General features: G+C 60.2%; 18 protein-coding genes. 5 read left to right on the plus strand and 13 right to left on the minus strand.

Going from position 1 to position 25,507, the window contains the following annotated elements; genetic code table 11:
- Positions 1-634 precede the first annotated feature (634 nt).
- From GMST_RS00005 to GMST_RS00030, 6 genes are all read right to left on the minus strand, one after another.
- On the minus strand, positions 635-1,240 hold the full coding sequence (locus GMST_RS00005; RefSeq protein ID WP_183352403.1) for a GNAT family N-acetyltransferase: 606 nt from the start codon (positions 1,238-1,240) through the stop codon (positions 635-637).
- Positions 1,201-1,644, minus strand: a complete 444-nt coding sequence (locus GMST_RS00010) for an HIT family protein (protein ID WP_246399114.1) — start codon at positions 1,642-1,644, stop codon at positions 1,201-1,203. The genes GMST_RS00005 and GMST_RS00010 overlap by 40 nt, the downstream gene beginning before the upstream one ends.
- Before the next feature lie 87 nt (positions 1,645-1,731).
- Positions 1,732-2,940 (minus strand): Wadjet anti-phage system protein JetD domain-containing protein, encoded by a 1,209-nt coding sequence (locus tag GMST_RS00015; RefSeq protein ID WP_183352405.1) that lies wholly within the window; start codon positions 2,938-2,940, stop codon positions 1,732-1,734.
- A complete protein-coding gene (locus tag GMST_RS00020) occupies positions 2,927-6,349 on the minus strand; it encodes an SbcC/MukB-like Walker B domain-containing protein (protein WP_183352407.1) in 3,423 nt (1,140 codons plus the stop codon). The genes GMST_RS00015 and GMST_RS00020 overlap by 14 nt, the downstream gene beginning before the upstream one ends.
- A complete protein-coding gene (locus GMST_RS00025) occupies positions 6,333-6,944 on the minus strand; it encodes a DUF4194 domain-containing protein (RefSeq protein ID WP_246399116.1) in 612 nt (203 codons plus the stop codon). The genes GMST_RS00020 and GMST_RS00025 overlap by 17 nt, the downstream gene beginning before the upstream one ends.
- A gap of 23 nt (positions 6,945-6,967) precedes the next feature.
- Complete coding sequence (locus tag GMST_RS00030; protein WP_183352411.1) at positions 6,968-8,392, minus strand: Wadjet anti-phage system protein JetA family protein; 1,425 nt, start codon at positions 8,390-8,392, stop codon at positions 6,968-6,970.
- Positions 8,393-8,610: 218 nt separating this feature from the next.
- On the opposite strand from GMST_RS00030, the gene GMST_RS00035 reads away from it, so the two are divergent.
- Both GMST_RS00035 and GMST_RS00040 read left to right on the plus strand, forming a co-directional pair.
- Positions 8,611-9,186: an acyl carrier protein phosphodiesterase gene (locus GMST_RS00035; RefSeq protein WP_183352413.1), complete on the plus strand. Its 576-nt coding sequence runs from the start codon at positions 8,611-8,613 to the stop codon at positions 9,184-9,186.
- A 189-nt stretch (positions 9,187-9,375) separates the two neighbouring features.
- Positions 9,376-11,457: a TOL_0244 family TonB-dependent receptor gene (locus tag GMST_RS00040; RefSeq protein WP_183352415.1), complete on the plus strand. Its 2,082-nt coding sequence runs from the start codon at positions 9,376-9,378 to the stop codon at positions 11,455-11,457.
- 162 nt (positions 11,458-11,619) lie between these two features.
- On the opposite strand, the gene GMST_RS00045 is transcribed toward GMST_RS00040, so the two are convergent.
- From GMST_RS00045 to fdnG, 5 genes are all read right to left on the minus strand, one after another.
- A complete protein-coding gene (locus GMST_RS00045) occupies positions 11,620-11,793 on the minus strand; it encodes a twin-arginine translocase TatA/TatE family subunit (RefSeq protein WP_183352418.1) in 174 nt (57 codons plus the stop codon).
- A gap of 24 nt (positions 11,794-11,817) precedes the next feature.
- Positions 11,818-13,236 carry a formate dehydrogenase accessory sulfurtransferase FdhD gene (gene fdhD, locus GMST_RS00050; RefSeq protein ID WP_183352420.1) on the minus strand — a complete coding sequence of 473 codons (1,419 nt, stop codon included), beginning with the start codon at positions 13,234-13,236 and terminating at the stop codon, positions 11,818-11,820.
- 242 nt (positions 13,237-13,478) lie between these two features.
- Entirely contained in the window at positions 13,479-14,687 is a 1,209-nt protein-coding gene (nrfD, locus tag GMST_RS00055; protein WP_183352428.1) for an NrfD/PsrC family molybdoenzyme membrane anchor subunit, read from the minus strand.
- Between the two features lie 3 nt (positions 14,688-14,690).
- Positions 14,691-15,527, minus strand: coding sequence for a 4Fe-4S dicluster domain-containing protein (locus GMST_RS00060; RefSeq protein WP_183352430.1), 837 nt, complete (start codon positions 15,525-15,527; stop codon positions 14,691-14,693).
- Positions 15,524-18,553 (minus strand): formate dehydrogenase-N subunit alpha, encoded by a 3,030-nt coding sequence (gene fdnG, locus GMST_RS00065; RefSeq protein WP_183352432.1) that lies wholly within the window; start codon positions 18,551-18,553, stop codon positions 15,524-15,526. The genes GMST_RS00060 and fdnG overlap by 4 nt, the downstream gene beginning before the upstream one ends.
- Before the next feature lie 273 nt (positions 18,554-18,826).
- On the opposite strand from fdnG, the gene GMST_RS00070 reads away from it, so the two are divergent.
- The gene (locus GMST_RS00070) at positions 18,827-20,191 is read left to right on the plus strand and encodes a sigma-54-dependent transcriptional regulator (protein WP_183352434.1); all 1,365 of its coding nucleotides are present in this window, start codon (positions 18,827-18,829) and stop codon (positions 20,189-20,191) included.
- On the plus strand, positions 20,188-22,179 hold the full coding sequence (locus tag GMST_RS00075) for an ATP-binding protein (RefSeq protein WP_183352436.1): 1,992 nt from the start codon (positions 20,188-20,190) through the stop codon (positions 22,177-22,179). Before GMST_RS00070 ends, GMST_RS00075 begins: the two co-directional genes overlap by 4 nt.
- Positions 22,180-22,489: 310 nt before the next feature.
- Here the strand turns inward: GMST_RS00075 and GMST_RS00080 are convergent, their stop codons facing one another.
- Both GMST_RS00080 and moaA read right to left on the minus strand, forming a co-directional pair.
- Entirely contained in the window at positions 22,490-22,921 is a 432-nt protein-coding gene (locus GMST_RS00080) for an MOSC domain-containing protein (RefSeq protein ID WP_183352438.1), read from the minus strand.
- Positions 22,922-22,995: 74 nt separating this feature from the next.
- The gene (gene moaA, locus GMST_RS00085; protein ID WP_183352440.1) at positions 22,996-23,976 is read right to left on the minus strand and encodes a GTP 3',8-cyclase MoaA; all 981 of its coding nucleotides are present in this window, start codon (positions 23,974-23,976) and stop codon (positions 22,996-22,998) included.
- A gap of 322 nt (positions 23,977-24,298) precedes the next feature.
- Between moaA and GMST_RS00090 the strand changes: the two genes are divergently transcribed.
- On the plus strand, positions 24,299-25,504 hold the full coding sequence (locus GMST_RS00090) for a molybdopterin molybdotransferase MoeA (protein ID WP_183352442.1): 1,206 nt from the start codon (positions 24,299-24,301) through the stop codon (positions 25,502-25,504).
- The last annotated feature ends 3 nt before the right edge of the window (positions 25,505-25,507 follow it).

The following is a 25,507-nucleotide window of genomic DNA, read 5'->3' on the forward strand; positions in this document are numbered from 1 at the left end:
TGGCGTTTAGGAACGTCTCCAAGACTTGGTGCAGAGCGATCCCGGGGTGGAGGCTAGCCCTAAACCAGTTCTCGATCATTTACGAAGGTAGAATGCCCGTTATGTAGCCGATAGGACATTTACACAAAATCCTTTACACCCCCGAAAATATATAAGTTGGGCTCCAACTTATATAAGTTTTCAAAAAAATAGTTAAATCGGCGGCCAACTTATATAACTTCGGCCCCAGTTTATATAAGTTTTCAAAAAAATATTTAAATCGAAGGCCAACTTATATAAGTTCGGCCCCAGTTTATATAAGTTTTCCCAAAAAAATTTAAATCCGGGGTCAACTTATATAAATCTGGCAAAACTTATACGAGTTCCGGGCAGAGTTAAATAGTTTTGCCCCAACTTAGATGAAAAATGGCCGAACTCATATAAGTTCGGCCTGGGTTTATATATTTTTTCCAAAAAATATTTAAATCGAAGGCCAACTCATCTAAATCCGGCCGATTTTATACAGGTTTGGGATTCGTTTATATAGGATTCGGTGCAAAATATATAAAACCTGCTGAGATCATCTAAATCGCTCCCGATTTCAAATCGGTCAGGCCATATCCCTTCCTCCTGCCGATCGGCACAGGCCAGAGGTTCAGTCCAGCTGCTTGATCCAATACTTCATCGGATGGTAGCGCTTCTCTCCGTCCAGTTCCTGCCAGGTGAAACCCGTCACGAGGTCACCCAGAGCTGCGAAACCGGTCCTCTTCAGGAAACGCTCGATCGGAAGGTAGTCCGCTGGCCGTGCCGGATGGTCCTCGGGACGCTGTACGGTAGCGCAGGCCAGGTACCGGTAGTTCCCGAAACGGCGCACCGCATCCTCTATCCGCTGCAACAGGGTAAGCCCGAGGCCGCGGTTGCGGTACTCCCGGTAGAAGAGCAGTTCCCCCACGTAATAGATCTCCTCGACCCGGCAGGCGGTGGTACGGACCGGATCGACCAGTTCGGCCCCCTCGGCGGCCAGCGGGATCCCGGTGGCCGCGCCGATTACCCGCCCGGCATCTCGAACCGTCGCCACCAGCGCCTCGGGAGTCGTCGCGTACTGTTCGAGGTAGTTCAGTTCGTCGTCGAGCCTGCCGTCGTAGAGATAGGGGAATTCCCGAAAGATGGTGAGCCGCAACGCCGCCAGATCCGCAAGGACCCCGCGCACCTCTGGCCCGCTCAAAAGCGCGAGGGTGAGTCCGTCGTTTCGGTCAGGCATGATCGCGTGCTTCCCCGTTTTGCAGCCCCTTTTCCCTTTTCCAGTACGGCGCCTTTTCCGGCATGATCCAGCGCACGCCGCCGCGCGGGTCGTCGGTGTCCCCGGCATAGCGCGGGATGAGTGACGGTCTGTCCGGCAGCGGCTCCATCGTTGATACCGATGTTGAAACCGTCCGGAGCCCGCTCTGCGACGAGCAGCTCGCGAACCTGGGCGGCCAGGTCGAAGAGCGCGGCCTGCTCCTCTGGCGTCGCCTCGAAAAAGGATGCCACGTGGCGCCTGGGTACCACGAGCGCATGGCCCACCGTCACCGGAAAGGCGTCGAGAAAGGCAATGGCGTGTTCATTTTCCACCAGGACCTTGGCAGGATCCACCTGGCAGAAGAGACAATTCGGAGTGTCATTCATGGGATATATCCTCGTGGGCAACAAGCAGCACAGACCGCGGTTACGACAGATCGAGCGACTGATTAGCAGGGCTAGAAACGAGTTCGGTCAGACAAGGGCAAGAAGTGGAGTAACGGGATCGATAGCCTCCTGCTCCAGTACTCTGGTTGGGGTCAGATCAAGAAGGGCCTGAGCCAATTCCGACAATGCCGGATAGCGCTCCGCTATGCGACGCACCTCTTGCTTTCTGAGTGCCGTCTTGGGTGGTTGGCCGTGGATCTTGAGGAGCTCGGGAGTCATCAGGTGAGGCTGAACCCGCCGCCGAAGCGCACCCGAGAGGAAGGCGACAATCTTCAGGCCACCTTCGTCGATGTCGCCCCAGTGAAAGAAGGGAACCCTCTCCGGTATCACCTGGTCGAACCAGCGCAACACGTCAACGAGGGCCGGCGCAGGGAATCCCCCGGTAAATATCACGATACCGGAGTCCTTGACCTCTGCGGCATACCGGTAGAAGCTCGGATAGTTCTCAATCGTCAAAAGGTACTGTGGCTCTCTAACTAACGAAACACCAACTATCGCTTGAGGGGGAATCCCCAAAAAAGGTTCGATTCCGCCGCAGTCCAGCCTTTTATTGGGGAGCTGCAGAAAGACCGCACCGCGAAGATACAGTGGCTGTGGAAACTTGAAGAGACCCAAGCTGGCAAGAAGCTCTTTGGTACAGTAATCGCTCGGGTGATATTTTTTCCAGACCACGACAAACCGCGAGACCAACCGCTCCATCGCCTTCGAGTTGCCAAGCTCACGAGTGCTGAAGGTTCGCATGTCCAGATTGAGGTGACGCCGCGCAGCAACTGCCTCCAGCGCGGTTACCAGCAGACTGGCCGTGGTGAGATCGCCGGGCCGCAAACCGCAGTATTTCTGGTTGACGCACCACCTGTCCAAAAGACTTTCAACCCAATCTTGGATCCACGCCTCTCGCCCACTCAACATCCCAGTCAGCACCCCTCGCGCCTCTTCGGCTTTGTGCCGAGCGAGCGGTATTCCCAGATATCGAGACAAAGAGACCGGGTCCGATAATTCAATACGCTGGAGGATGTGGCTGTCATATCCCTTGTGCCACACCAAGCGGACGCAGCCGGCGGCCTCCGCTTCCTGAAGCCCTGCGTGGAGCGCCTCCTTGTCAGTTGGAAGCACCGCCTGGAGATACTCCTTGGCCCTTTTTGGGGTAATGGGCAAGGATATTACCCTCGATCGGCCGGGATTACCCTGCCACTGGTCAAGGAGCCTTTCCAGCAATCGGCGGCTAGATGGGTTCATGAAGGAACTCCGCAGTTCCCGAAGCTTGCAGGTAAGGGTTGTCCGAACGCAGGAGGGCACGCATGGTCGGCTTGATGAAGATCACCTCCGTCTGAACATTGCCGCCGTCCCGGGTTACCCAGACGATGGTGTCCATAACCTCGGCCATGGTCGCGTATTTTTCGTCGGGAGCAGCGATCAGCAACTGCAACTGGATCTTTTTCAAAAACTCCATGCAACTCTGGCTTGTCGCCACGCTGAGTTTGGAAAAAGCCTCGTCAAATACCGCAACGCTCATGCCACCACGCGGCTTCCCGTACTCCTCTTTGAGCCGATAGGCTGCCGCGAGTGAGGCACCTATGGCAACGTAGAAAGGAGTCTGGTTCTCGCCGCCCGAACCCTTCTGGATTCGATGCTCAAGATCGGCGGTCGGCGTTCCCTCGGTGTCGCACATCTCAACGTCGAAGACCAGGAAGTTGCGATAGTCCTGCAACCGCTCTGCGGCCTTGGGATCCTGCAAGGCAGCGGTGATGTCCTCGAGCGCCTTGCGGTACGGGCTATCCTGATCTGCTGCCGGGTCGAAAAGCCCTCCAACCTGGGCGGTCACCGGATTATTGCAGGCTTTTGCAAATTCTATGATGTGCTTGAACTCCGGGTTCGGGCTGGGGCGGAACTTATAGATCTCCCCATGGAAGGGGTGTTTCTCCAAGGTCCGGTTCAATTGGGTAATGGAGACCCGTACCGCCTCGAGTTTCCCGATGAGCCGCCCGACAAATTTACTTCGGAAGGTGTCTTCCGCCTCCACAAGCGCCCGCGCCGATTTTTCTCGATACTCCGCCAGTGTCGTTTCGACCAAATGCTTCTTTTTCCGGCGAATGGTTGCCGCGTACTGTTCAAATCCCTCCGGAGCGCTCTCGTCACCCTCCTCGGCCGCGTATTTCAAATAGTACCCGGTGTACCCCTGCAAAATCTTGTCACTATTCTCTTTCTCGCTTCGTTCTGCGGTCTTGATCTCATGATCTGCTCGGGAGATCATCGCAACGTAGTCGTCGGAGTACTGTTCGCGCCATCTATCGAGAATGTCCGCAGCTTTTACACGGTCGAGCAACGGATCGGCACGGGTCTGCAGGAGGACTTGCTGCAAGGCATCCATGCTCCTTTCAAGCCCAGCCAGCTCGTCCTCCTTTTTCCCGAAATCCCGTTCCGCCTGCCGGTGCTGTTCGTTGAGGCTCTTCAGCTCCTCTTTGAGCGACTCCGCATCTTTTTCCAGCTCAGCAATTTCATCGCGGAGTTTCTGTTCCCTCTCGTCCAAAGAAAGGGCCTTGAGTCTGGTCTGCAAGACACGCATCTGTTCCAGGTGCAGTTCACGGTCGCGAACCAGGTCTTTCAGGCAAGGGGCCCCGTCTCTGCAGTACCTGCGACGGTAATCCTCCAAAAGATCTTTGAGGGAGCGCAGTCTACCAGCCGCCTTCTCTGATTCGGCTTGGCGCCGCGCAAGGGTATCGAGGTCGCGCTGGTAGGTGGCCAGCAAGCTCTCCCGGGAGCCGCGTCCAAGGATAGGAGGCAACGGCCTCAGCTCCGAAATCGTGCCGCCGGAGCTCAGCATGCCGTCGGCGGTAGCGGCCCGGTCGAATTTTAGAAGGTCCTGTTCGGTTTCCACACACACGATGTTCCCCAGCCTCCGGTTGACGAAGGCACGGGCATGTATGTTTTCGGTACTCAGGCACTGGGCCAAGGTGCCGGGCTGGGCGGTGTTTTTCCACCTCTCGGTCTGCGTGGTGTTGACAATGTGGCAGCCCGGAAAGTCGCGCCTGCCCTCGTGGCGATACAGGTGCACAGCTTTCTTGGCCTGTTCCGGGATAACGATGAGCGCCTCACGGATGTTACCGAGGATACTCTCGATGCTTCCGCGCCACGCCTCGTCTGCAACATCAACCAAGTCGCACAGCGGCTTCGCATCTATCCCGTGTTTCTTGAAGAAGAGAATCAAGTTGCGCGTACTGGCCTGCAGCGGTGCCTTCCCCTGCTGCAGAAGCTTGATTGCTTCGGTGATTTCCTTGAGACGGAGGTTGAGACCGCTGAGCTCGGCACAGAGGGTGTTGTAGCGATCGTCAAGCTCTGGCAGGGACGTCGTGATAGCTGAGGCCAACTCGGTGAGACAGGCGTCGACCTGGGCGGGGTTTGCAGGCCACGTCGAGGCCCCCAGCACGCCGTCTCCTGGCAGGATCTGCACCAGTTTGTCGACCACGCGCGAAAGTGGTTCCTTCAGTGCCGTCCGGCGTTGATCCTCGAATCGCTGCAACAGCAGCCGTAGCTCAGTTATCGCCGCGGTGGCGGTACGCTCGCCTGCCGATGCCTGATCGTGGTCCAGTTGCAGGCGGTCGCGTTGGATCTGAAGATCGTTATTCTTGAGATCGGCCCGTTTCTCGCCTAAAAGCTCCTGTTTTTCAGCCTGACGGGTCTCCAGTTTAGCCCGCCGCTCAGCCATCTGCTCCAATCCCTCTTCCAGGTCGGCCAAGGCGTCACGCAGCGGATTAGCCCGTTCCTCCAACTGCTCGATACGAACCGCAAGCGACAGGTACTGTGCCAAAATCGTCTGAAGGCGGGCGTGCTCCACTTTTTCGCACAGCCCCTCAAGGCGAGTCAGTTCGATCACCCGGCTGCTAACGGACTCTGCTTTCTCAGCCATATCCCGGTAGTTTTTGAGCGCACTTTGCAGTTCTTTGATCTGCAGGTCGTCGCGGTCCAACATGTATCGTCGGATGAACTCGGTGGGATCCGAAATCCGTTCAAGCTTAAAGGCAGCCTGCAGAGCTTTGAGAACTGTGCGGTCGTTATTGGGGAGCCCCGGATGTTCGCTCAGTGTCGCGTACATGTCCTGGGTAAACTTCCCAGGTTCCTGGTGAAAACGAGTGGCGTGACAGCTTTTGGCCAACCGTTCCCTTACGCGCGCCCACGGGAGCACCACCATCGACTCCCCGCTTCTTTGCTCCAAGAAGAGATCCTTGTGCCCCACCAGTCCGGGGCAGATGAAATACCCTTCGATCTTCTCCGCCATATCCGCAAGGGAGGCATAAATCCCCATCCCCACGCAGGTAACCTCTCCTGTCTCCTGGTCGAGGAAATTAAGAGCGAGATAGCAATTGGCCTTCTCCCGGGGTTTGATCTTTGTGGATAGTTCAGGTTTCTTAGGGTCGGACATGACACCCAGGACGTACTCCCACAACTTGCGCGAAGACTGCTCGTTACTGCCGCGGTTAAGGACCAGAAGGTGCTTGTTGCCGCCCGTCAGAACTGTCTGGATGGCGTCGAGCAATGCCGACTTGCCGGCTCCGTTGTCCCCTATAAAAGCGGTACTCCCCACAATCGGTATCTCTACAGCTTCCAACCGAAACCACTGGATGAGGATAACTTTAGTCAGAGTCTTCATGATCCTCCTCTGTCGCTTCGGCGCGTTCTTCTACGTTCTCCGAGCCGGTTAGGTAATCCTCCAGGGCCGCGAGGAACCCGGGCGTAACGATATCCCTTATCGACGGGCGGATCCTGAAACGGATAGCCTTATCCTCGTCATGATCGATGTCCAGGAGCCCTTGGCGGGAAAAGGTGCGCAGGATCTCGCGGAGCCTGACCAGGCCCGGTCGCTTCCGGTTGCTGTGGGCCACGAAGGTGTCCACCAGCGCCTCGGAATCCGAAAACGCCTGGGAGTACTCGCCGATACGGCACTCACGAGCGGCCTGTTCGTAGATTACCCTTAGGACCAGCAGGAACATCGAGTGCTCGGTGTCCAGTCCGACAGTAAGCTGGGACTCGCGGGGCACCACCCCTACGTAGCCCGCGATGCGGTCGCAGACTAGATCGAGGTTCAAGGCATCGAAGAGATTACGGTAGTAATCCTCGGCATCGAGAATCTGGTGGAAGTGGCGCTGGTCCCGGCTCTTGTCGCCGAAAAGAAACTGCCGTTCCAACGCAACGGCTGCCGCCCGACGCAGGTCGAAGGCGTCGAGGGTCTCGTCTTTATCCAGCATGCGTCGCAATTCGTGGAGCACTGTTATCCCTTACGTTCTATGATGAAATCGCTACATTCGAGGTACGGGGTGTCGACACGCTGCCCGGTTCGGCGCACCTGGAACAGCGGAATGCCCGGCACCGGTTTCCCTTTCAGATTGCCTAGGAACGGGACGTAGGAGAAGGCAACCAGATCCTCAACGGTCTCGATCCGGAAATCCTGCGCCGCCAAAATAGTCTTCTCGCCCATCTGCCGATCGACAAATGCGGCCACCTTTGCCGGCGACATCACGCGACGCTGCAGGTAATCCTGAATCAGCCTCTTGCGCTCCATTACCTCCGGAGACAGTTCCTTGGTTTGAGACAGCTCGATGAACTGGGGCGAGCGTCGCCGCTGCGGCCTTCGCAGACTTCGCTGCCCCAACAGCCCGGCTGACATCCATCGCGGAGGCGCGGGAAGCCTTGGCAGTTCGCCTTCAGCAAACTCCTGCGAACGCTTGCCGAGTTCTTCCAGCAGCCGAATGCCCCGATTAGTGAGGTCCGGAACGTTGCGGTCCAGGTAGCGCACCATCTGGGCGACCCGGGACTCGAGGCGCATCCGGTACAAGTCGATGGCGTCGAGACGCCGGTCCACCGAGCGGAACACCCGGGCTATGAAGTGCAGGTCGTAGATCACCTTCTCGCGCGCCTGTCCCTCGTCGAGGTTGCGGTCCTCCTGGTAGACCTTGACCAATTGCGCCATGATGGCATCGATATGTTCGATCTGTACCAAGAGGGTAAGTACGTTGGCGCGGTGTCGAAACGGGTTGTTCTCGGCTTGAAGCGACTTGTAGTCGGAAATCAGAAGGTTTTCCACGAAGTCGTCGAAAAAGGTTGCGAGGGCAAGTCTGGGATTGTGTTGTTTGGTGATCAGATCCTGAAATCCGCGCAGGCCGGAGAAGATATTCTGCAGGTGCCGGGTAAAATCTCGTGCCGAGCGGACCACCTCGATAAAAGCGCGTGCGTTCACCTCGGGCTGGTTTGCAATCGCTTCGAGTTGCAGATGAATCGAGGCGATGGTGGAGCCGTAGTTCTTTTTCTCCGCGTGAGCAACCCCCTCCAACGCCTCCAGGAGCAGGCTTGCATGGGGTGGCATCAAAACATTGACGTGGTAGCCGTCTTCCTCTTCTTCGAGCCACCCCGTGTCCACCAAACGCCGGTACACGTAGCGGGCAGCACTACCGGGAGCGTTCCCAAACTCCTCGTCGGTGTCTTCCTCCTCGTACACTACTTGAAGAAGCCTGCCTTTTCGCTCCAACAGTTCCTCAACCTCCCGGATCACCTGTCCGCGGCGCGGGAAGACCGCCTCGTTGGTCAGATCCTCGTCGGAGAAGTAGCGGAAGAGAAAAAGCAGTATCTCCTCAAACAGGTACCGGTTGGGTCCGGCCAACGGCTTGAATATCTCGTCAGGGAGTTTATTAAAAAGCATGGAAGTCCAAGGCAAAGATTATATTGTAATTTCCAGCACATACAAACCATGACAGACTACACGAAAACGCCGGAGAGGTCAAACGCATTCAGGTAGCGCGTCAACTAGAAACCGCCTCGTCTAGAGACCCAAGGGGCGCCCTTTTATCACAACCAGAATCATTGATGTTTGCATAGGATCAGCTGATGTGCCAACATACCTTTCCTACGAGGAAAACCATGAACTACCTTTTCCACCTGTTTCTCTCGGGACCCGATCCCGAGGTTATCACCGGAAACTTCATGGGCGATTTCGTCAAGGGGAGGCTCGATGGGCTTACCCCTGCCGGGGTGCGCCGCGGGGTCGAACTGCACCGGCGCATCGACTCCTTTGCCCGCGACGACGAGAGCTTCAACCGCAGCCGGCTCCGCATCGCGCAGGGCTTCGGGCTCTACCGCGGCGTCCTGGTCGACCTCTTTTACGACCACTTCCTCGCCCTTTACTGGAGCCGCTACTCGCCGGAGCCCTTGGAGCCCTACCTCGCCCGCACCAGGAGGATTGTCGAGTCACGCCACGCCCTGTTGCCTGAGCGCCTGCGCGAGATCGTGCCGCTCATCTTCGACGACCTGCTCCCTTCCTACCGCGATCCCGAGGGAATCGGCCGGGCCTTGATGCGCATGTCGCGCCGCATCCCGCGCGAAAACCCGCTCGCTGCCGGCGGGACCGAGCTTATCCGGTTGTACGGCGAGCTCGAGGAAGACTTCCAGTGTTTCCTCCCCGCAGCGCGGCGCTTTAGCGACGATTTCCTCGCCTAGCCCCACCCCTCCCCTCCCCTACTATTTCTCCGCACTCATAGCGCGCTTCTTTCTGAGTTCCGCAACACAATCTTCGACAAAAATCCAGCAGCACAATCAGAAACTAAAGTACCAGTCGTACTAAACCGACAAGAGACAGTGTCGAAGTACGACACGTCCCCCTGGACAACACAGAGCAGGAGTCCTCCTATGAGTACAAAGACGGAATCCACTGCCAGAATTTGTGGAGCTCCATCCCTGGCAGCGGCGCTTCCAGGCCTGGTCACCGCCCTGGTGCTGAGCCTCGCCACGCCCGTTGAGGCTGCGGGAAACGCCAACATGAGCGAGTTTCTGTCCATGCCCCTGGAAGACCTGATGCAGATCGAGATCACCTCGGTCTCGAAGAAGACGCAGCGGCTTTCCGACGCGGCGGCGGCCGTCTTCGTGATCACCCAGGAAGACATCAGGCGCTCGGGGGTGACCAGCATCCCTGAGGCGCTGCGCATGGCGCCGGGGGTCCAGGTGGCGCGCATCGACGCCAACAAGTGGGCCGTTTCCATCCGGGGACTCAACGGGCGCTTCGCCAACAAGCTCTTGGTCCTCATGGACGGGCGCAGCCTCTACTCGCCGCTTTTTGCCGGGGTGTACTGGGAGGTGCAGGACACCCCCCTGGAGGATATCGACCGCATCGAGGTGATTCGGGGGCCGGGAGCGGCGCTTTGGGGGGCCAACGCGGTGAACGGGGTGATCAACATCATCACCAAATCGGCAGAGGCAACCCAGGGGGGCATGCTGAGTGCTGGAGGCGGGACCGAGTCGCGCGACTTCGTCACCGCGCGCTACGGCTTTGGCTTCGGAAAAGACGCGCACCTCAGGTTTTTCGTGAAACACCAGGACACCGCCTCCCAGGTCTTCGGAGACGGCACAACGAGCCACGACGCCTGGCAGATGACCCGCACCGGCTTCCGCATGGACGCCCAGCCGAACAGCAGCGACAGCCTGACGGTTTCGGGGGACTACTACGACGGCAACGCCGAGGAACGCTACACCCTGTACCATGTCCCCACCCTGCAGGCCCCCACCTTCATAAGCGAGCCAAACGCCAACTCGCAGATGCGCGGCGGCAACCTCCTGGGGCGCTGGCAGCGCACCTTAAGCGACACAAGCAACCTGTCGCTGCAGTTTTACTACGACCATTCCGAACGCAACATGATCATCCTGGGCGAGCGCCAGGACACCGTTGATTTCGATCTGCAGCACCGGTTCACCCTCTGGGAGCGCCAGGACATCATCTGGGGGCTCGGGTTCCGCTACAGTAACGACGCCCTCGCCCAGACCGCCACCATCTCCTTCAACCCGCCCACCCGCGGCACCGAACTCTACAGCGCCTTCGTGCACGACGAAGTAAAACTGGTGCCGGACCGGCTCTCCCTCATCGTCGGGTCCCGCTTCGAGCACAACAGCTACACCGGTTTCGAACTGCAGCCAAACGGCAGGCTCCTTTGGACACCGGCCCCGAACCACACCTTCTGGGGAGCGGTATCCCGGGCGGTGCGCACCCCGGCACGCGGCGACAGCGACATCGTCTACCGCTACCTGGTCGACCCCACGCCCCCCCTCCCGGTCCGCTACCAGATCGACGGAAACAAGTCGTTCAAATCGGAGACCCTGACGGCGTACGAATTGGGCTACCGGACCGAGCCTCTGCCGCACGTGGCCCTCGACGTGGCGCTATTTTACAACGACTACCAAAAGCTCAGGGTCCTCAAGGTCGAGCCCTTTCAGTACGAGCCCTCGGCCCAGGCGCCGACCGACATCGTGCAGCCGCTATCCCTCGCGAACCTGATGCACGGGCACACCTACGGCGCGGAACTGGGCGCAGAGTGGGCCCCCATCATCTGGTGGCGCCTGCACGCGACCTACTCGTACCTGGTCTCCAAGATGTACCTGGAAAATCCCAGCATCGACGACATCAACAAGAGGGATGCCGAAGGGGGGAGTCCGCAGCACCAGTTCACGGTCCGCTCCGGGTTGGACCTCGGCAAGGGGCTCGAGTTCGACCTCTGGCTGCGCGGGTCCGACAAGTTGAGCTACATCGACCGCACCACCATCCCCGGCTACCTGACCCTGGACGCACGGCTCGCCTGGAGGCCGATCCCCAAACTGGAGCTCTCCGTGGTGGGGCAGAACCTCCTGCACGACCACAAGCAGGAGTTCAACCCGGAGTTCATCAACACCTTCCCGACCGCCGTGCAGCGCAGCGTGTACGGGAAAGCCACCTGGAAGTTCTGAGGAAGAAAGATGGGTGAAGCTAACATCAGTAGTGATGTGGCGCCCTCCCCCTCACCCTGTCCCGCAAGGGGAGAGGGGACCCTACGGTCCAAGATGGTTGGACACTAAAAAGGCCCGAAGGAAAATACCTTCGGGCCTTTTTGCGCTCGTATAGAAACAAGCTTACGCCTTGGGCGCCTCGTTCACCTGCACCACGTCGTCGGTGGTGGAGGCTTTCTTGAAGTTCCTGATGCTGCTCCCCAGGGCCTGGCCCAGCTGCGGGAGTTTGGAGGGGCCCACCACCACCAGGGCGATGACCAGCACGATAATCATTTCAGGCATGCCAAAACCGAACATTCTTTCTTCTCCTTTTACGTAAGCTTAAGCCTCTGCGTGAGTCTTGGTCTGCGCCGCGTCGACCGGGCACGGGGCCTCGCCGGACTGGGCTTTGGTGGCGTTTCTCAGGTCGTAGTACTCCTGAGGGGTGTTGATGTTGCTGAACGAATCGAAAGCGGGGTCGAAGCGGGCCACCTCGTCGGCGGCGATCTCGCGCACCCTCAGTTTGGGGAGGATGGAAACGATGCGGCGCTGGCCGTTCTCCAGGCACTCTTCCATGACCGGGAGGCACCCCTTGCGGTACAGGGCGTGTAGCGGCTCGAAGCCGTAGTTACTCTTGGGGAGCACCAGGTCGCACCCCATGCCGCGGTTCGCGATGTGCCGAATCAACCAGGGATCGAGGTGCGGCATGTCGCAGGCCACGGTGAAAACGGCGGGGTTCCCCGCCTGCGCGAGCCCGGCGTGGATGCCGGCCAAGGCCCCCATCCCCTGGTAGATGTCGGCCACCTTGCGGCAGGGAAGGAAGTCGTACTGCTCCGGGGTGTTGGTCACCAGGATGACCTCGGGGAAGATCTCGGTGAGTTCACGGTAGATGCTCTCGATGAAGCGCCCACCCTTGTGCGGCAGGAGCGCCTTGTTGCTCCCCATGCGACTGGAGGCGCCGCCCGCGAGGATCACGCCGGTCACCCCGGCGATCTTCCCTTTCTCGGTCGGGACGCAGATCCCGGCGGGGTGCGAGTAGACCTTGAAGCGGTCGCTTTTCACGTAGCCTATCAGGGTGATGCCGGCCTTCTCGGCCATCTGCACGGCCATGTCGGTGGGGGAGGTACGCGAGGCGATCACCTCAATCCCGAGAAGCGACGCCTTCCCTACCAGTTCGGTGGAGACGCGGCCGGAGGTGACCAGGATCTTGCCGGAGAGCTCGATCCCCTTCAAAAGCGCCTCGCCCGCGATGCGGTCGATGGTGTTGTGGCGGCCGATGTCCTCGGCGTGCAGGATGAGGGTTTTCGAGTCGTCGCCGATGCCGGCGGAGTGCATCCCGCCGTGGGCGCGGTACCCTTCGGCGCGCCGGGCGAGTTCGTCCATGAGGGCGAAGATGGTGGCCGGATCGTGGACGCCGGGCGCACGGTTTTTCTGCTCCACCGTGGGGAGGTTGAAGCTGATCCCGGTGCCACAGCCGGAGGTGAGCACCGGCTTCAATTTTTCCGGGAGCTCGCCCCGTATGGTGACGCTGGCCGCGCCGTAGTCGCTGCAGATGGAGAGCGCTAAAAAGTCGTTAACGGAAGATACGAATCCCTGCAGCCTTAAAAACCCGGCCACCAGGAAGCGGAGGTCGTGCGGAGAGGCGATGAGGGTTGCCATCTCGCGCCCGTTCACGTGCAAGGTGAGCGGGTACTCCTGGACCAGTTCCCCCGCCTCCGATTCGAATACACCCTTGTTGAAATGGTAGATCGTTGTTGCCACAACTACTCCTCACTTCGTTGGTTTGTGAATCTTTTAGCCGCCCGTACCGTGCGGTCCGGACTTTTCCGTAACCGGGAAAATGGGGGCTGCGCGGAATCGAACCGCGGCCTCTTTAAGATCCAAGCGCTCTGCCGACTGAGCTACCCGCCCCATAAAAAGGGCGAACCGAGGTTCGCCCCGAATTGCAACGGAAAGAGATACTGCGACCGGGACAGCCGCGAGGGCTGCCCCGGCCTTGTTACTTAGGCTTCGTTCCCCACATGGCCGTGGCCATTCTCGGTCTTGTGGAAGTGGTCCGGCAGCGAGTAGTCCACGGTCTCCGGATGGTGCTCGAAGATCGGGAAGTACTTCGCGATCAAGACGAAGAACAGGATGTGTGCTGCGATGATGCCGATGGTGACGATGCTCTCCAGGAAAGAGGGGTAGTACGAGGTTCCCGGAGCCTCCATCCCGAACATCGAGACGTTGAAGCGGTTCACCACCACGCCGAAGATGACCATCCAGGCGGCGGTGGCCCTCAGGCGCCCGTTTTCACGCACCTTCTTCTGGGCCAGCATGAGGACCGGCAGCACCAGGGCGACGATCTCCAGCACGAACAGAGCGGTCAGCCCCGGACGATCCCACAGTGCGCCCTCGGAGAGTGCGAACAGCGAGAAGAGGCGCAGCGCCAGGTAGAAGCTGAGCACGCAGGGGAGGATCTTTGCCAGGGTCTCCAGCAGTTCGCCCTCGTCAGGCTGCCCCATGTACTTGTGGCTCATGGTTGCTTCCACCGTGATGATGGACATACCGGCGCACATGGCGGAAACCCAGAAAAGCAGCGGCAAGAGCGGGTTGTACCAGAGCGGGTGCAGCTTGTCGACGGCGATCAGGAAGAAGGTGCCGAGCGACGACTGGTGCAGGGTGGAGATGGAAGCGGCCAGAACGACCAGCGGCATCTCGATGGTACGCAAAAGACGCAGCGGAACGTGGTAGCCGAACTTCTCGCACACCGGCGACAGGAACTCCAAAAAAAGCACCGTGGTGTACGCCATGATGCACATGGAAACCTCGAACATCGGGGAGTGCGGGTTCCAGTACACCATGGTGTGCCAGCCGCGCTGCGGCTGACCCAGGTCGAGCAAGAGACCGACGCAGACCAGGGAGTAACCGAGGAAACCGGTTACGATGGCCGGACGGACCAGCGGCTCCAGCTTCTTGATGTGGAAGCAGTGCACGATTGCCCCGAGGGTGAACGCCCCGGCCGCGAGCGGTACCGCGGTCACGACGTCGAAGGAGATCCAGAGCCCCCAGGGGAAGGTATCGTTCAGGTTGGTGGTGACACCAAGCCCGAAGATGAAACGGATGGCCGAGGCAACAGCCGCAGCGCCAACCAGGAAAATAAGGAACTTCACGAAGGAGTGATAGCCCTTCACTTCATCAACTACAACCTGGGTAATCTTGGCAGCGGTCATCAGCTATCCCTCCTTCGGCGCAGAGCCGGATTTTCTCATCTCTTCTTCCTTGGCGATGCGCTCTTTGCGGTGGTTGAACCAGGAGAGCAGGGACAGCGAGCTGCCCACCGTGAGGAAGATACCCGGGACCAGCCTGAGGGCCTGCCAGGTATAAGACGGAAGCGGACGCTTGGTGACGTGCTTGAAGCCCAGTTCGTCGAAGGGGAGCGCGGTCAGGTAGATGACGGAGGTACCGCCCGCCTCTTCGGCGCCGTAGAGCTTCTTCAGGTACTTCTCGGGACGTGCGGCGATGCGCTTCTCCGCTTCCTTGATCATCTCCTCACGCGGACCGTAGGTGATGGCGGAAACGCAGGTGGTGGCGCAGGCCGGCTTCTTCCCTTCTTTAATGCGGGAGTAGCAGCCGGTGCACTTGCGGACCAAGGGGAACGCCTTGCTCCACTCGTACTTGGGCACGCCGAACGGGCAGGCGACCATGCAGAAACGGCAGCCGATGCAGCGCTTGGCGTCGTAGGTGACCGGGCCTTCCTTGGTCTTCACGAAGGCGCCTACCGGGCAGACCGATGCGCAGGCCGGCTCGTTGCAGTGCATGCACATCTCTTTGTAGAAGGCGAACTCGTTCTGTCCGTTCTTCTCGTAGTCGCGGAACTTGATGCGGGTAAAGGTGTACTCCGACATCAAGGGGGGGTTCTGGTAGCCCTCACCGGTGAAGAACTTGGTCTTCTCGGCGTCCAGCTGGTTCCACTGCTTGCAGGCAACCTGGCAGCCGCGGCAGCCGGTGCACTTGGTCATATCGATCAAGAACGCCTTGTTCTTGCCGAAGTCTTTGTTTTCGCTGCTCATGCGCGTTTACCCCCTTTCTCGATGTTGCAGAGGAATGCCTTGAACTCGGGGATGCTCGTGTTTGCGCAGCCAACCGACGGCGTCAGTACGTTACCGGAATCCCCGGTTGCCGCACCGGCGTAGCCGAAGTGCCAGGGGAGACCGACCTGTTCGATCTGTTTGCCCTGTACGTTGAAGGGCTTGAGGCGCGAGGTCACCAGTGCCACGCACTCGATGGAGCCGCGCTGCGAGGTTACCTTCACCATGTCGCCGTTCTTGATCCCTTTGGCGCGGCCCAAGGTCTCGGAGATCTCGACGAACATGTCGGGAACGAGCTCGGTGAGCCAGGGGAGCGAACGGGTCATGGCGCCGGCCTGCCAGTGCTCGGTCATACGGTAGGTGGTACCGACGAACGGGAACTTGGCTGCGTCGGGCACGATGTCTTTCGGTACCTTGACGGCCGGGTTGTTCTGAACCTTGGAGAGCAGGTTGGTCGCCGGGCTCTCGATCGGCTCGTAGTGCTCGGGGAACGGACCGTCCTTCATGTCCAGTGCGTAGAGACGGCCGAAGCCCTCCGGCACCATGATGAAGGGGTTTTTCCCTTCCTTGGCGTCGTTCATCGGCGGCCAGGGACCGTCGGGCACGTCGCCTTTCCATTTTTTCTCGAGCCCGTCCCAGGCGATGACGGCGCGTTTCGGGTTGAACGGGGTACCGTCCGGGGTCACCGAGGCGCGGTTGTAGATGATGCGGCGGTTGACCGGCCAGCACCAGGACCATTTCGGGAACATGCCCAGGCCGTTGGGGAGGTCGGTCTTGTCGCGACGTGCCATCATGTTGCCGTCCTTGGTGTAGGAACCGCAGTAGATCCAGCAGCCGGACACGGTGGAGCCGTCATCCTGCAGGTACTTGAACATCGGGACCTGGTCGCCCGCCTTGAACTCGAGCGTCTTGTCCTTGTCGACGATGGTCATGTCCTTGGTGAAGTAGCCGTTGATCTCCTTGGCCACCATGTGCACTTCCGGCTCCTCGCCGTGGCCGTAGTTCCAGGCAAGCTTGGTGATCGGCTCCGGGAAGGCCCCACCCTTGGCGTAGAGTTCCTTCATCTTTTTAGCGAACTTGTCGATGATCCACATGTCGCTCTTCGCGTTGCCCACCGGCTCCACGGCCTTGTAGCGCCACTGCGCCCAGCGGCCGGAGTTGGAGATGGAACCTTCCTTCTCGACCGAGGAGGCTGCCGGCAGCATGAAGACCTCGGTCTGGATGTCTTTGGGGTTGACGCCCGGGCGCTTCCAGAAGATCGAGGTTTCGGTCTCCCAGAGGTCGACGGTGACGAGCCACTTGAGTTTCCCGAGCGCGTCGCGGGTCTTCAGGGAGTCGGGGCCGCCCACAGCGGGGTTCTGGCCCATGCAGACGAGACCTTCCAGTTTGCCGCCGCCCATGTTCTCCATGAGTTTCATGAAGGAGTAGTTGCCGCTACGCTTGGGAAGGTAGTCGTAGCAGAAGCCGTTTTCGGCGGTGGCGTTGTCGCCGTACCAGGCTTTCAAAAGCGACACGGTGTACTTCGGGGTGTTGCCCCACCAGTTGGCGCTCTTCGCGTCCTTGGTCTTCGGGGTCCACTTCTCGAGGTAGGCCTTGAGGTCGACGTTGTCGAACTCCGGCGACTTCAGGTAGCCCGGCAGCAGGTGGAACAAGAGACCGTAGTCGGAGGAACCCTGTACGTTGCTCTCGCCCCTGAGGGCGTTCACGCCGCCGCCGGCGATGCCGATGTTGCCCAGGAGCATCTGCAGCATTGCGGTGGCACGGACGTTCTGGGTGCCGTGGGTGGACTGGGTGATCCCCATCGCATAGAGGATGGTGCCGGCCTTGTCGGCGCGCCCGGTGGAGCAGAACGCCTTGGCGACCGCCAGGTAGTCTTCCTTCTTGGTGCCGGTGATGGAGCAGACCTTGTCCACGTCGTAACGGGAGTAATGCTTCTTGAGCTGCTGGTACACGCAGCGCGGGTCCTTCAGCGACTTGTCGCGCTTGGGGTTGCCGGCGGCGTCGGAGGCGTAGGCCCAGGCCTTCGGGTCGTAGCTCTTCTCCTGGTCGTCGAAGGCGCAGAACATACCCTCTTCGAAGTCGAACTTCTCGTTGACGATGAAGGAGGCGTTGGTGTACTCGCGCACGTACTCTTCGTGGATCAGGTTGTTCTGGATCGCGTAGTTGATCATCCCGCCCAGGAAGGCGATGTCGGTGCCGGGACGGATCTGCGCGTAGTAATCGGCTTTGGATGCGGTTCTGGTGTAACGGGGATCGACGGCGATCAGCTTGCCGCCTTGATCCATGGCCGCCTCGATCCACTTCATGGAGATCGGGTGGTTTTCTGCAGGGTTGCAACCGATTGCCAGGATGGCATCGGCGTTTTTCAGGTCAATCCAGTGGTTGGTCATTGCCCCACGACCGAACGAAGCCGCCAGACCGGCGACTGTAGCGGAGTGTCATATTCGGGCTTGGTGTTCGAGGTTGGCAACGCCCATGGCGCGCCCGAACTTGGACCAGAGGTAGCACTCCTCGTTGTCCAGACCGGCGCCGCCCAGGAAAGCCATCCCCTCGGTACGGTTTACCACGTACTCCTTGTTGTCCTTCTTGTTGACCTCTTTGGCCTTGAAGGTCTTGTCGCGGGTCTCTTTCATGCGCTGTGCGATCTTGTCCATCGCCCAGTCCCACGACTTCTCTTCGAACTTGTCGCTGCCCGGTGCGCGGTACATCACCTTCTGCAGACGACGCTCGTTGTTGGCCACCTGGAACAGCGCGCTCCCCTTGGAGCACAGGGCCCCCTGGTTGATCGGGTGTTCGGTGTCCCCTTCGATGTTCACCACCTTGCCGTTCTTGGTGGAGACGACCAGGCCGCAGCCCACCGCGCAGAACGGACAGATGGTGGTGGAGCTTTTCAGCCCCTTGGTGCGCATCTCTGACGAGTCGGCACTTGCCTCCGCCTTCCCGCCGGTCAGAGCCAGCGCCGCAGCAGCCGCCCCTCCCTGCAAAAACTTCCTTCGTGAAACAGCCATGTTTTGAACTCCCTTTCCATACAAAAAAATTAGGCATCCGCCATCACGATTCGGACAACGTATACAGTTGTCGTGCCATACAAAATTTTCTTTAGCGAAAAAAATTGTATACGGATAAACCTCCGGAATGATAGTATTGTCCGGCTGCAAGATTAGAAAGAGACAAAATTAGCCCGGACTCACAACTGCGCAGTTTTGTCACGACCTGTAACATAATGACCTAGTCAAATTTGCCTAGGCCCAGCAATAACGGGACAACGAGGTACCGAGACGATGCCACAGGAAAAGATTCTCATCTGCGACGACGAGCAGGGAATACTGACCTACCTGAAAAAACTTCTCCAGTCGCAGGGCTACCAGGTGGAAACATTTCTGGGGGGGCGCGAGCTTTTGCGCCGCGTCGAGGAGGGTGAAACGGGAGACGCCGACCTTCTCCTGCAGGACGTGCGCATGCCGGACATGGACGGCATTTCGGTTTTAAAGAAGGTAAAGCGCCTGCGCGCCGAGCTGCCGGTTGTGATCATGACCGCCTTCGGCACCATCGACGCCGCCGTGGAAACCATCAAGCTCGGCGCCTACGACTACGTCACCAAGCCCTTCCCCAAGGAGAAGATCTTAAGCGTCATCAAAAACGCCCTGGAAAAGGAGCAGCTCATCCAGGAAAACCGGGCCCTGAAAAAGGAACTCGGCAAGCCGATCCTCCAGGAATCGATCATCTTCAGAAGCTCGGTGTTCCGGGAGACCTTCGAGCTGACCCTGCAGGTGGCGGCGAGCGAGGCGAACATCCTGGTGCTCGGGGAGTCGGGTACCGGCAAAGAGCTGATCGCGGGCGCCATCCACTACAACAGCCCGAGGAAAGAGAGGCGCTTTTTGTCCATCAACTGCGCGGCGCTCACCGAGACGCTCTTGGAGAGCCAGCTCTTCGGCCACGTGCGCGGCGCCTTCACCGGCGCCATCTCGACCCAGAAGGGGCTCCTCGAGGAGGCCGACGGCGGGACCCTTTTCATGGACGAGATCGGCGACATGAGCCTCCCCATCCAGGCGAAGCTCTTGCGCGTGATCCAGGAGCGCGACTTCATCCCGGTCGGTGCCACCCGCCCCAAAAGCGCCAACATCCGCTTCGTGGCGGCCACCAACAAGAACCTGGAGCGCGAGGTGGCCGAGGGTCGCTTCCGCGAGGACCTCTACTACCGCCTGAACGTGATCAACATCCCGCTCCCCCCCTTGCGCGACCGCAAGGACGACATCGAGCCCCTGGCGCTGCACTTCTTGAAGAAATACAGCGTGCGCATGAAGAAGGAGGTGACCGGCGTCACCCCGGAGGCGCTGGCGCTTTTGATCGGCTACGACTGGCCCGGCAACATCCGCGAGCTGGAAAACGTCATGGAACGGGCGATCATCCTGGCCAGAAACGAGCAGTTGACCCCCAAGGAACTCCCCATCTGGCGCAAGCAGCCCGAGGTTCCGGCCAAGCGCGACGTGGAGCTCGTGTCGCTTGAGAACATCGAGCGCGAGCATATCGAGAGAACCCTCGCGAACACCGGCTACCACAAGAGCCGCTCCGCCGAGATCCTGGGGATCTCGCGCAAGACCCTGGACCGCAAGATCGCCGAGTACTCGTTGCATATCCCCGCATGAACCTGCGCAAGCTCCGCTTCCCGATCAAGACCAAGCTCACCGTCGCGACCTTGATCCCGCTCGGTGTCGCCATCCTCATCTGCTGGATGGCCGGTGTCTTCATCCTGAGCGCCAAGGTGGCAACCCAGGCCCAGGAGAAGGTCCGCTACGACCTGAACGTGGCCCGGGAAGCCTACCAGAACGAACTCACCCGCCTCTACGACGTCGTCAAGTTCACCGCAGCCTTCGGCAAGACCGGCGAAACCCTCGTCTCGGGGAACCGCGAGGCGGTCGCCGACATCCTGACCCCGGTCCGCTCCAACGAGCATCTCGACCTGCTGGGGGCGGTAGACGCCTCGGGAAAGGTCATCTACCGCGCCTCCAACCCGGAGTGGGCCGGGGACGACAAGGGCCGCAACCAGTTCGTGGCGCGGGCTCTCAGGGGGGAGATCGTGAGCGGCACCACCGTACTCCCCGCCGCCGAACTGGCCCTGGAGGGGGACGCGCTCCTGCACCAGGCCAAGGTCCCGGCCCCGGTCCCGGGAGCCAAGGGGGAGCCCCCTGCCAGCGTCCCGAGCGCCGGCATGTTCCTCTTCGTGGCCGCACCGGTCCGCGACCGCGCCGGCAACGTCTTAGGTGCGCTCTACGGCGGGATCCTGCTCAACAACAGCCGCTTCTTCGTGGAAAAGATCAAATCGGTAGTCTACGAAGGGGCCCGCCTGCACGGCAACGACATCGGCACCACGACCCTGTACCTCGGCGACCAGATGATCGCCACCACCCTCCCCCTGCACGGCCGCGAGCGGTTGGCCGACATGAAGCTGACCCGCCAGGTGAACGGCAAGGTGCTTCTGGCCAAGACGCGCTGGGTCGGGCGCAGCTACGTCGGCAACGACTGGTACTTAAGCGCCTACGAGCCGATCCTTTCGCTGCAGGGGGTCCCGATCGGCGCACTGGCCGTGGGGATGCTGGAGAGCCAGTACTCGGCGGTGAAGATCGACATGGCGGTCCTTTTGAGCTTCGTTTTGTTGGTGAGCTGCCTGGTGGGGGTTTCCATGGCGGGATTCCTCGGGAAGAAGCTCGCCCATCCGATCAAGGAGCTGGAGCTTTTGACCCGCAGGGTGGCGGCCGGCGAGCGCAACGTGCAAAGCCACATCGAGTCGCGCGACGAGATAGGCGACCTGGCCGAGCGTTTCAACGTCATGAGCCGCTCGCTCGCCGAGCGCGAGGACAGCATCATCGAGCTGAACCGCAACCTCGAGGAAAAGGTGAAGCTGCGCACCGCCGAACTGGAGGAGAACAACCGGCTTTTGCTGCAGACCAGGGAGGAGCTTTTGCGCGTGGAGAAGCTGGCGGCCATCGGCGAGCTGGCGGCGGGGGTGGCACACGAGATCAACAACCCCATGGCGATCATCCGCGGCAACGTGGAACTCCTGCAGATCACGGTTCCCGAGGATGCGGAGAACCGCGAGGAAGTGGACACCATCTTCCAGCAGGTAAAGCGCGTCGAGCGCATCGTCTCGAACCTGCAGAAGTTCGCCAGGAAGCAGAAACGGGAAAACGCCCCGGTGCACATAAACGAGCTCTTGCACGAGATCGTGGCGCAGATCCGGCACCAGGTGCCCCTGGACGGGATCAAGGTGGTGGAGAACTACTCGCGGGCGGTCGAGGTGGTGGCGGGAGACGGGGACCAGTTGCGCCAGGTGTTCACGAACCTGGTGTTAAACGGCGTGCAGGCGATGCCGCAGGGGGGCGTCTTGAGCCTGAAGACGGCGCCGGTTACCGACACCGAGCTCTACGAGGTGCAGGTCGCGGACACCGGGGTGGGGATCCAGCCCGAGAACCTAAGCCAAGTCTTCAACCCCTTCTTCACCACCAAGCCGAGCGGCACCGGCCTGGGGCTTTCGGTCTCCTACGGCATCGTGCGCGAGCACGGCGGCACCATCGACATCCAGAGCATCCCGGGCAGCGGCACCACCTTCAGCGTGGTCCTGCCGCGCGAAGCGTAGGAGACTTACACACAAACGTGAGTCCTAAAAGCATGACCACAGAGGATCACGGAGGGAAAGGCGAGGAACACAGGGGGAGAACTAACGTCAAAAAGAGCGGCTTGGGGTTAAGACTTTAAACCCGATGCTGTTCTTGCTTTTCCTCTGTGTGCCTCTGTGGTTAACGCCTTACCGCTTTACCCGATTTCCCCCCTGTGTTCCTCGCGGTTTCCTCTGTGTACCTGTGGTCAAGCTTTTTGCCTTTAGCTCACAAAAAAACGGGCGACCCTAAGGGTTCGCCCGTTTCATTTTCAACATGCCTAGGTGATTCTTACAGCAAAACGATCTCGTCCCCCGGCCGTACCACGCCGCCGGTCAGCACCCTGGCGAAGATCCCCTCTTTGGGCATTACGCAGTCGCCGGCCTGGTAGAAGATGGCGCAGCGGGTGTGGCACTCTTTGCCGATCTGGGTCACCTCGAGAAGCGTCTCGCCCATGGTGAACCGGGTGCCGATCGGAAGGCTCACCAGGTCGACCCCTTCGGTGGTGATGTTCTCGGCGAAATCCCCCTCCCCTACCGAAAGCCCGAGCGCCTGCATCTTCGCGATGCTCTCCATGGCAAGTAGGCTCACCTGGCGGTGCCAGTCCCCGGCGTGCGCGTCCCCGACGATGCCGTGCTCCTCGCGCAGGGTTACCTCCTCGACCGGCGTTTTCCGCTCTCCCTTATTCAAACTGACGTTTACCGCCAGCACCTTACCCTTCATGCGGCTACCTCCCTCAGCGGCCTCGCGGCCGCGGTGAATGTTTCGACTAGGAATCGAAGATGGCGCGCTTAGGCTTAACCGCCCACGCGCGACATGGCAAACGGCGTGGCCTCGGCTCCTTCCTCGGTCAGCTGGTGCTTTCCTGGCTTGGCGGCCACGATTGCCTGCAGTTCTTTCCTCAAAAGTGCATCGTCACCGGTAGCCAATACCGGCCGCAGGTCGACGCCGCTTCCGGCGAAGAGGCAGCTTTGGGCAACGCCCGAGGCGGTAACGCGCAGACGGTTACAGCCGTCGCAGAAATGCCCGGTCATGGCGGTGATGATACCGAGCGAACCCGCAGCACCGGCCACCCGGAAGTTCTTGGAAGGGCCCGAACGCTCGGAGCTGGGGGCGTCTTCAATCTGGTACTGCGCGGCGATCCGTTCCCGGATTTCGGCACCCGGTACGCAGAGATCGCGCCAGTCGGCGTCGCCGCTGGTGGGCATGTACTCGATGAAACGGACCGCGTAGGGGCGCGTCAGGGTGAGCTTCACGAAGTCGAGGATCTCGTGGTCGTTGACGCCGCGCATCACCACCACGTTGATCTTGTGTGGCGGAAACCCGACCCGCTCGGCCTCCTCGATCCCTTCGAGAACCTGGGCAAGCCCGGCACCGCGGGTAATTTTACTGAAGGTTTCAGCCTGCAACGAGTCGAGGCTGATGTTGAGCCGCTGCACGCCGGCATCGCGCAGTCCCTGCGCCATCTGCTTCAAAAGCAGTCCGTTCGTGGTCAGCACCAGTTCTTTTAGACCGTCCAGCGCAGCAAGCTGCTCGAGGAAGGTGAGGATACCCTTGCGCACCAGGGGCTCGCCACCGGTCACCCTGATCTTCTCGATCCCGGCCGAAACGGCTTCACGGGCGATCCTCAGCAGGTCCTCGTAGCTTAAGACCTCGCAGTGCGAAAGTTTCTCCACGCCGCCTTCGGGCATGCAGTAGCTGCAGCGCATGTTGCAGCGGTCGGTGACGGAGAGCCTGAGGTAGTTTATCCGTCTGCCGTAGGTATCGATGAGTCCCATACACATCCATCCCGCCCCAGCCGTTTCAGTGACTGGTGCTTTCATTTCACAAACCTGGCGCAAGAAAAGCTTGCCAGCCTGACCCAAAAAGATACTCTGTTTGCCAAAATGATACAACCCACTGTTTGCAGGGATCCAGGAAGTTCAGCAGCACGCTAATCTAACTGATTTCGTTGTCTTTCCTATACATTCAGCCGACCATGGAGCGACAAGTTTAAGCCGAAATAATTTTCTATTTGAAGGCAAATATGCTATGGCTTTCCAGGTAGAGTCATAGTTGTTGGCCATCCTGCCGCTTTTAAACAAGGACCTCAAGCTTACGATGGCAACGTTGGAAGAAGCCACCACTATCATCCTCGACAGGATCGGCACGACCGGGTGTGAACGGGTTCCGCTCCTCGATGCACTGGGCCGGACCCTGGCCGAGGACCTGGCCGCACCCTACGATCTGCCGGGTTGCGACACCTCTGCCATGGACGGTTTTGCGGTGCGCAGCGCCGAGGCATCCCCTGGAGTCCGCCTTGCGGTCCGCGCGTTCATTCCCGCAGGGACTACGGCGCCGGCGCCGCTTGAGCCCAACTCGGCGGCCCGCATCATGACCGGAGCCCCGATCCCACCGGGAGCCGACACGGTGGTGCCTTTCGAGGAGGTCAGGGAGGAGGCCGACACGGTAATCCTCCCCAGTCCCGTCACCGGAGAGAGCCACATCCGCCTCCGGGGTGCCGAGATTGCCAGCGGCGCAACCATTCTGCGCCGCGGCACGGAGATCGGGGTCCACCAGGTGAGCCTGCTCGCCTCCTGCTCGCACGCGGTCGTTCCGGTGTACCGCAGACCGCGGGTGGCCATCCTGTGCACCGGCGACGAACTGGTCGAACTGGGCACGGCACCGGGAGCGGGCCAGGTCGTCAACAGTAACGCCTTCGCCCTCGCCGCCGCGGTAAAAGAGGCGGGCGCACTCCCCGAAATCCTCGACATCGCGCGCGATTCCCGCGAAAAACACCTGGCTCTCCTGGCCCAGGGGCTGAAGGCCGATGTGCTGATCACCTCGGCCGGCGTTTGCGGCGGCGACCGAGACTTGGTGCGCGGCGCGCTAAGCGAGTTGGGCGTCGAGCCGCTCTTTTGGAAGGTGGCCATCAGGCCGGGCGGCCCGAGCGCCTGCGGCGTCAAAGGGAACACCCCGGTTTTCTCCCTGCCGGGCACCCCCTCGGCCACCCTGATCGGTTTCGAACTGCTGGTGCGGCCGGTACTGCTCAAGATGCTGGGGCGCCAAACGTTCTTCCGGCGCAGGATAGCTGCCACCTTGGAGGTGCCGCTGCGCAACAGACCGGGCGCCCTCGGGGTAGTCGCGGTTCAGGCACGCTTTAGCGCAGGAAAGCTGATCATCGAAAAGGCCCGCTCACGCAGCGGCCGCAACGAACCATTCACCCCGAACGCACTCGCGCTCTTGCCTAAGGAGCGCAGTGACTTTGCACCGGGGGATCAGGTGGAGGCGCTGCTCCTCGCCCCGTCCCTCGCCATGGAGGAATAACCC

Origin of the sequence: Geomonas silvestris (assembly GCF_014193515.1) — a bacterium.
Taxonomy (GTDB): domain Bacteria; phylum Desulfobacterota; class Desulfuromonadia; order Geobacterales; family Geobacteraceae; genus Geomonas; species Geomonas silvestris.

Excerpts from the sequence above, each read along its gene's own strand:
- GMST_RS00005 (WP_183352403.1), bottom strand. The coding sequence starts at position 1,240 with ATGCCTGACCGAAACGACGGACTCACCCTCGCGCTTTTGAGCGGGCCA.
- GMST_RS00010 (WP_246399114.1), bottom strand. The coding sequence starts at position 1,644 with ATGAATGACACTCCGAATTGTCTCTTCTGCCAGGTGGATCCTGCCAAG.
- GMST_RS00015 (WP_183352405.1), bottom strand. The coding sequence starts at position 2,940 with ATGAACCCATCTAGCCGCCGATTGCTGGAAAGGCTCCTTGACCAGTGG.
- GMST_RS00020 (WP_183352407.1), bottom strand. The coding sequence starts at position 6,349 with ATGAAGACTCTGACTAAAGTTATCCTCATCCAGTGGTTTCGGTTGGAA.
- GMST_RS00025 (WP_246399116.1), bottom strand. The coding sequence starts at position 6,944 with ATGCTGGATAAAGACGAGACCCTCGACGCCTTCGACCTGCGTCGGGCG.
- GMST_RS00030 (WP_183352411.1), bottom strand. The coding sequence starts at position 8,392 with ATGCTTTTTAATAAACTCCCTGACGAGATATTCAAGCCGTTGGCCGGA.
- GMST_RS00035 (WP_183352413.1), top strand. The coding sequence starts at position 8,611 with ATGAACTACCTTTTCCACCTGTTTCTCTCGGGACCCGATCCCGAGGTT.
- GMST_RS00040 (WP_183352415.1), top strand. The coding sequence starts at position 9,376 with ATGAGTACAAAGACGGAATCCACTGCCAGAATTTGTGGAGCTCCATCC.
- GMST_RS00045 (WP_183352418.1), bottom strand. The coding sequence starts at position 11,793 with ATGTTCGGTTTTGGCATGCCTGAAATGATTATCGTGCTGGTCATCGCC.
- nrfD (WP_183352428.1), bottom strand. The coding sequence starts at position 14,687 with ATGACCGCTGCCAAGATTACCCAGGTTGTAGTTGATGAAGTGAAGGGC.
- GMST_RS00060 (WP_183352430.1), bottom strand. The coding sequence starts at position 15,527 with ATGAGCAGCGAAAACAAAGACTTCGGCAAGAACAAGGCGTTCTTGATC.
- GMST_RS00070 (WP_183352434.1), top strand. The coding sequence starts at position 18,827 with ATGCCACAGGAAAAGATTCTCATCTGCGACGACGAGCAGGGAATACTG.
- GMST_RS00075 (WP_183352436.1), top strand. The coding sequence starts at position 20,188 with ATGAACCTGCGCAAGCTCCGCTTCCCGATCAAGACCAAGCTCACCGTC.
- GMST_RS00080 (WP_183352438.1), bottom strand. The coding sequence starts at position 22,921 with ATGAAGGGTAAGGTGCTGGCGGTAAACGTCAGTTTGAATAAGGGAGAG.
- moaA (WP_183352440.1), bottom strand. The coding sequence starts at position 23,976 with ATGGGACTCATCGATACCTACGGCAGACGGATAAACTACCTCAGGCTC.
- GMST_RS00090 (WP_183352442.1), top strand. The coding sequence starts at position 24,299 with ATGGCAACGTTGGAAGAAGCCACCACTATCATCCTCGACAGGATCGGC.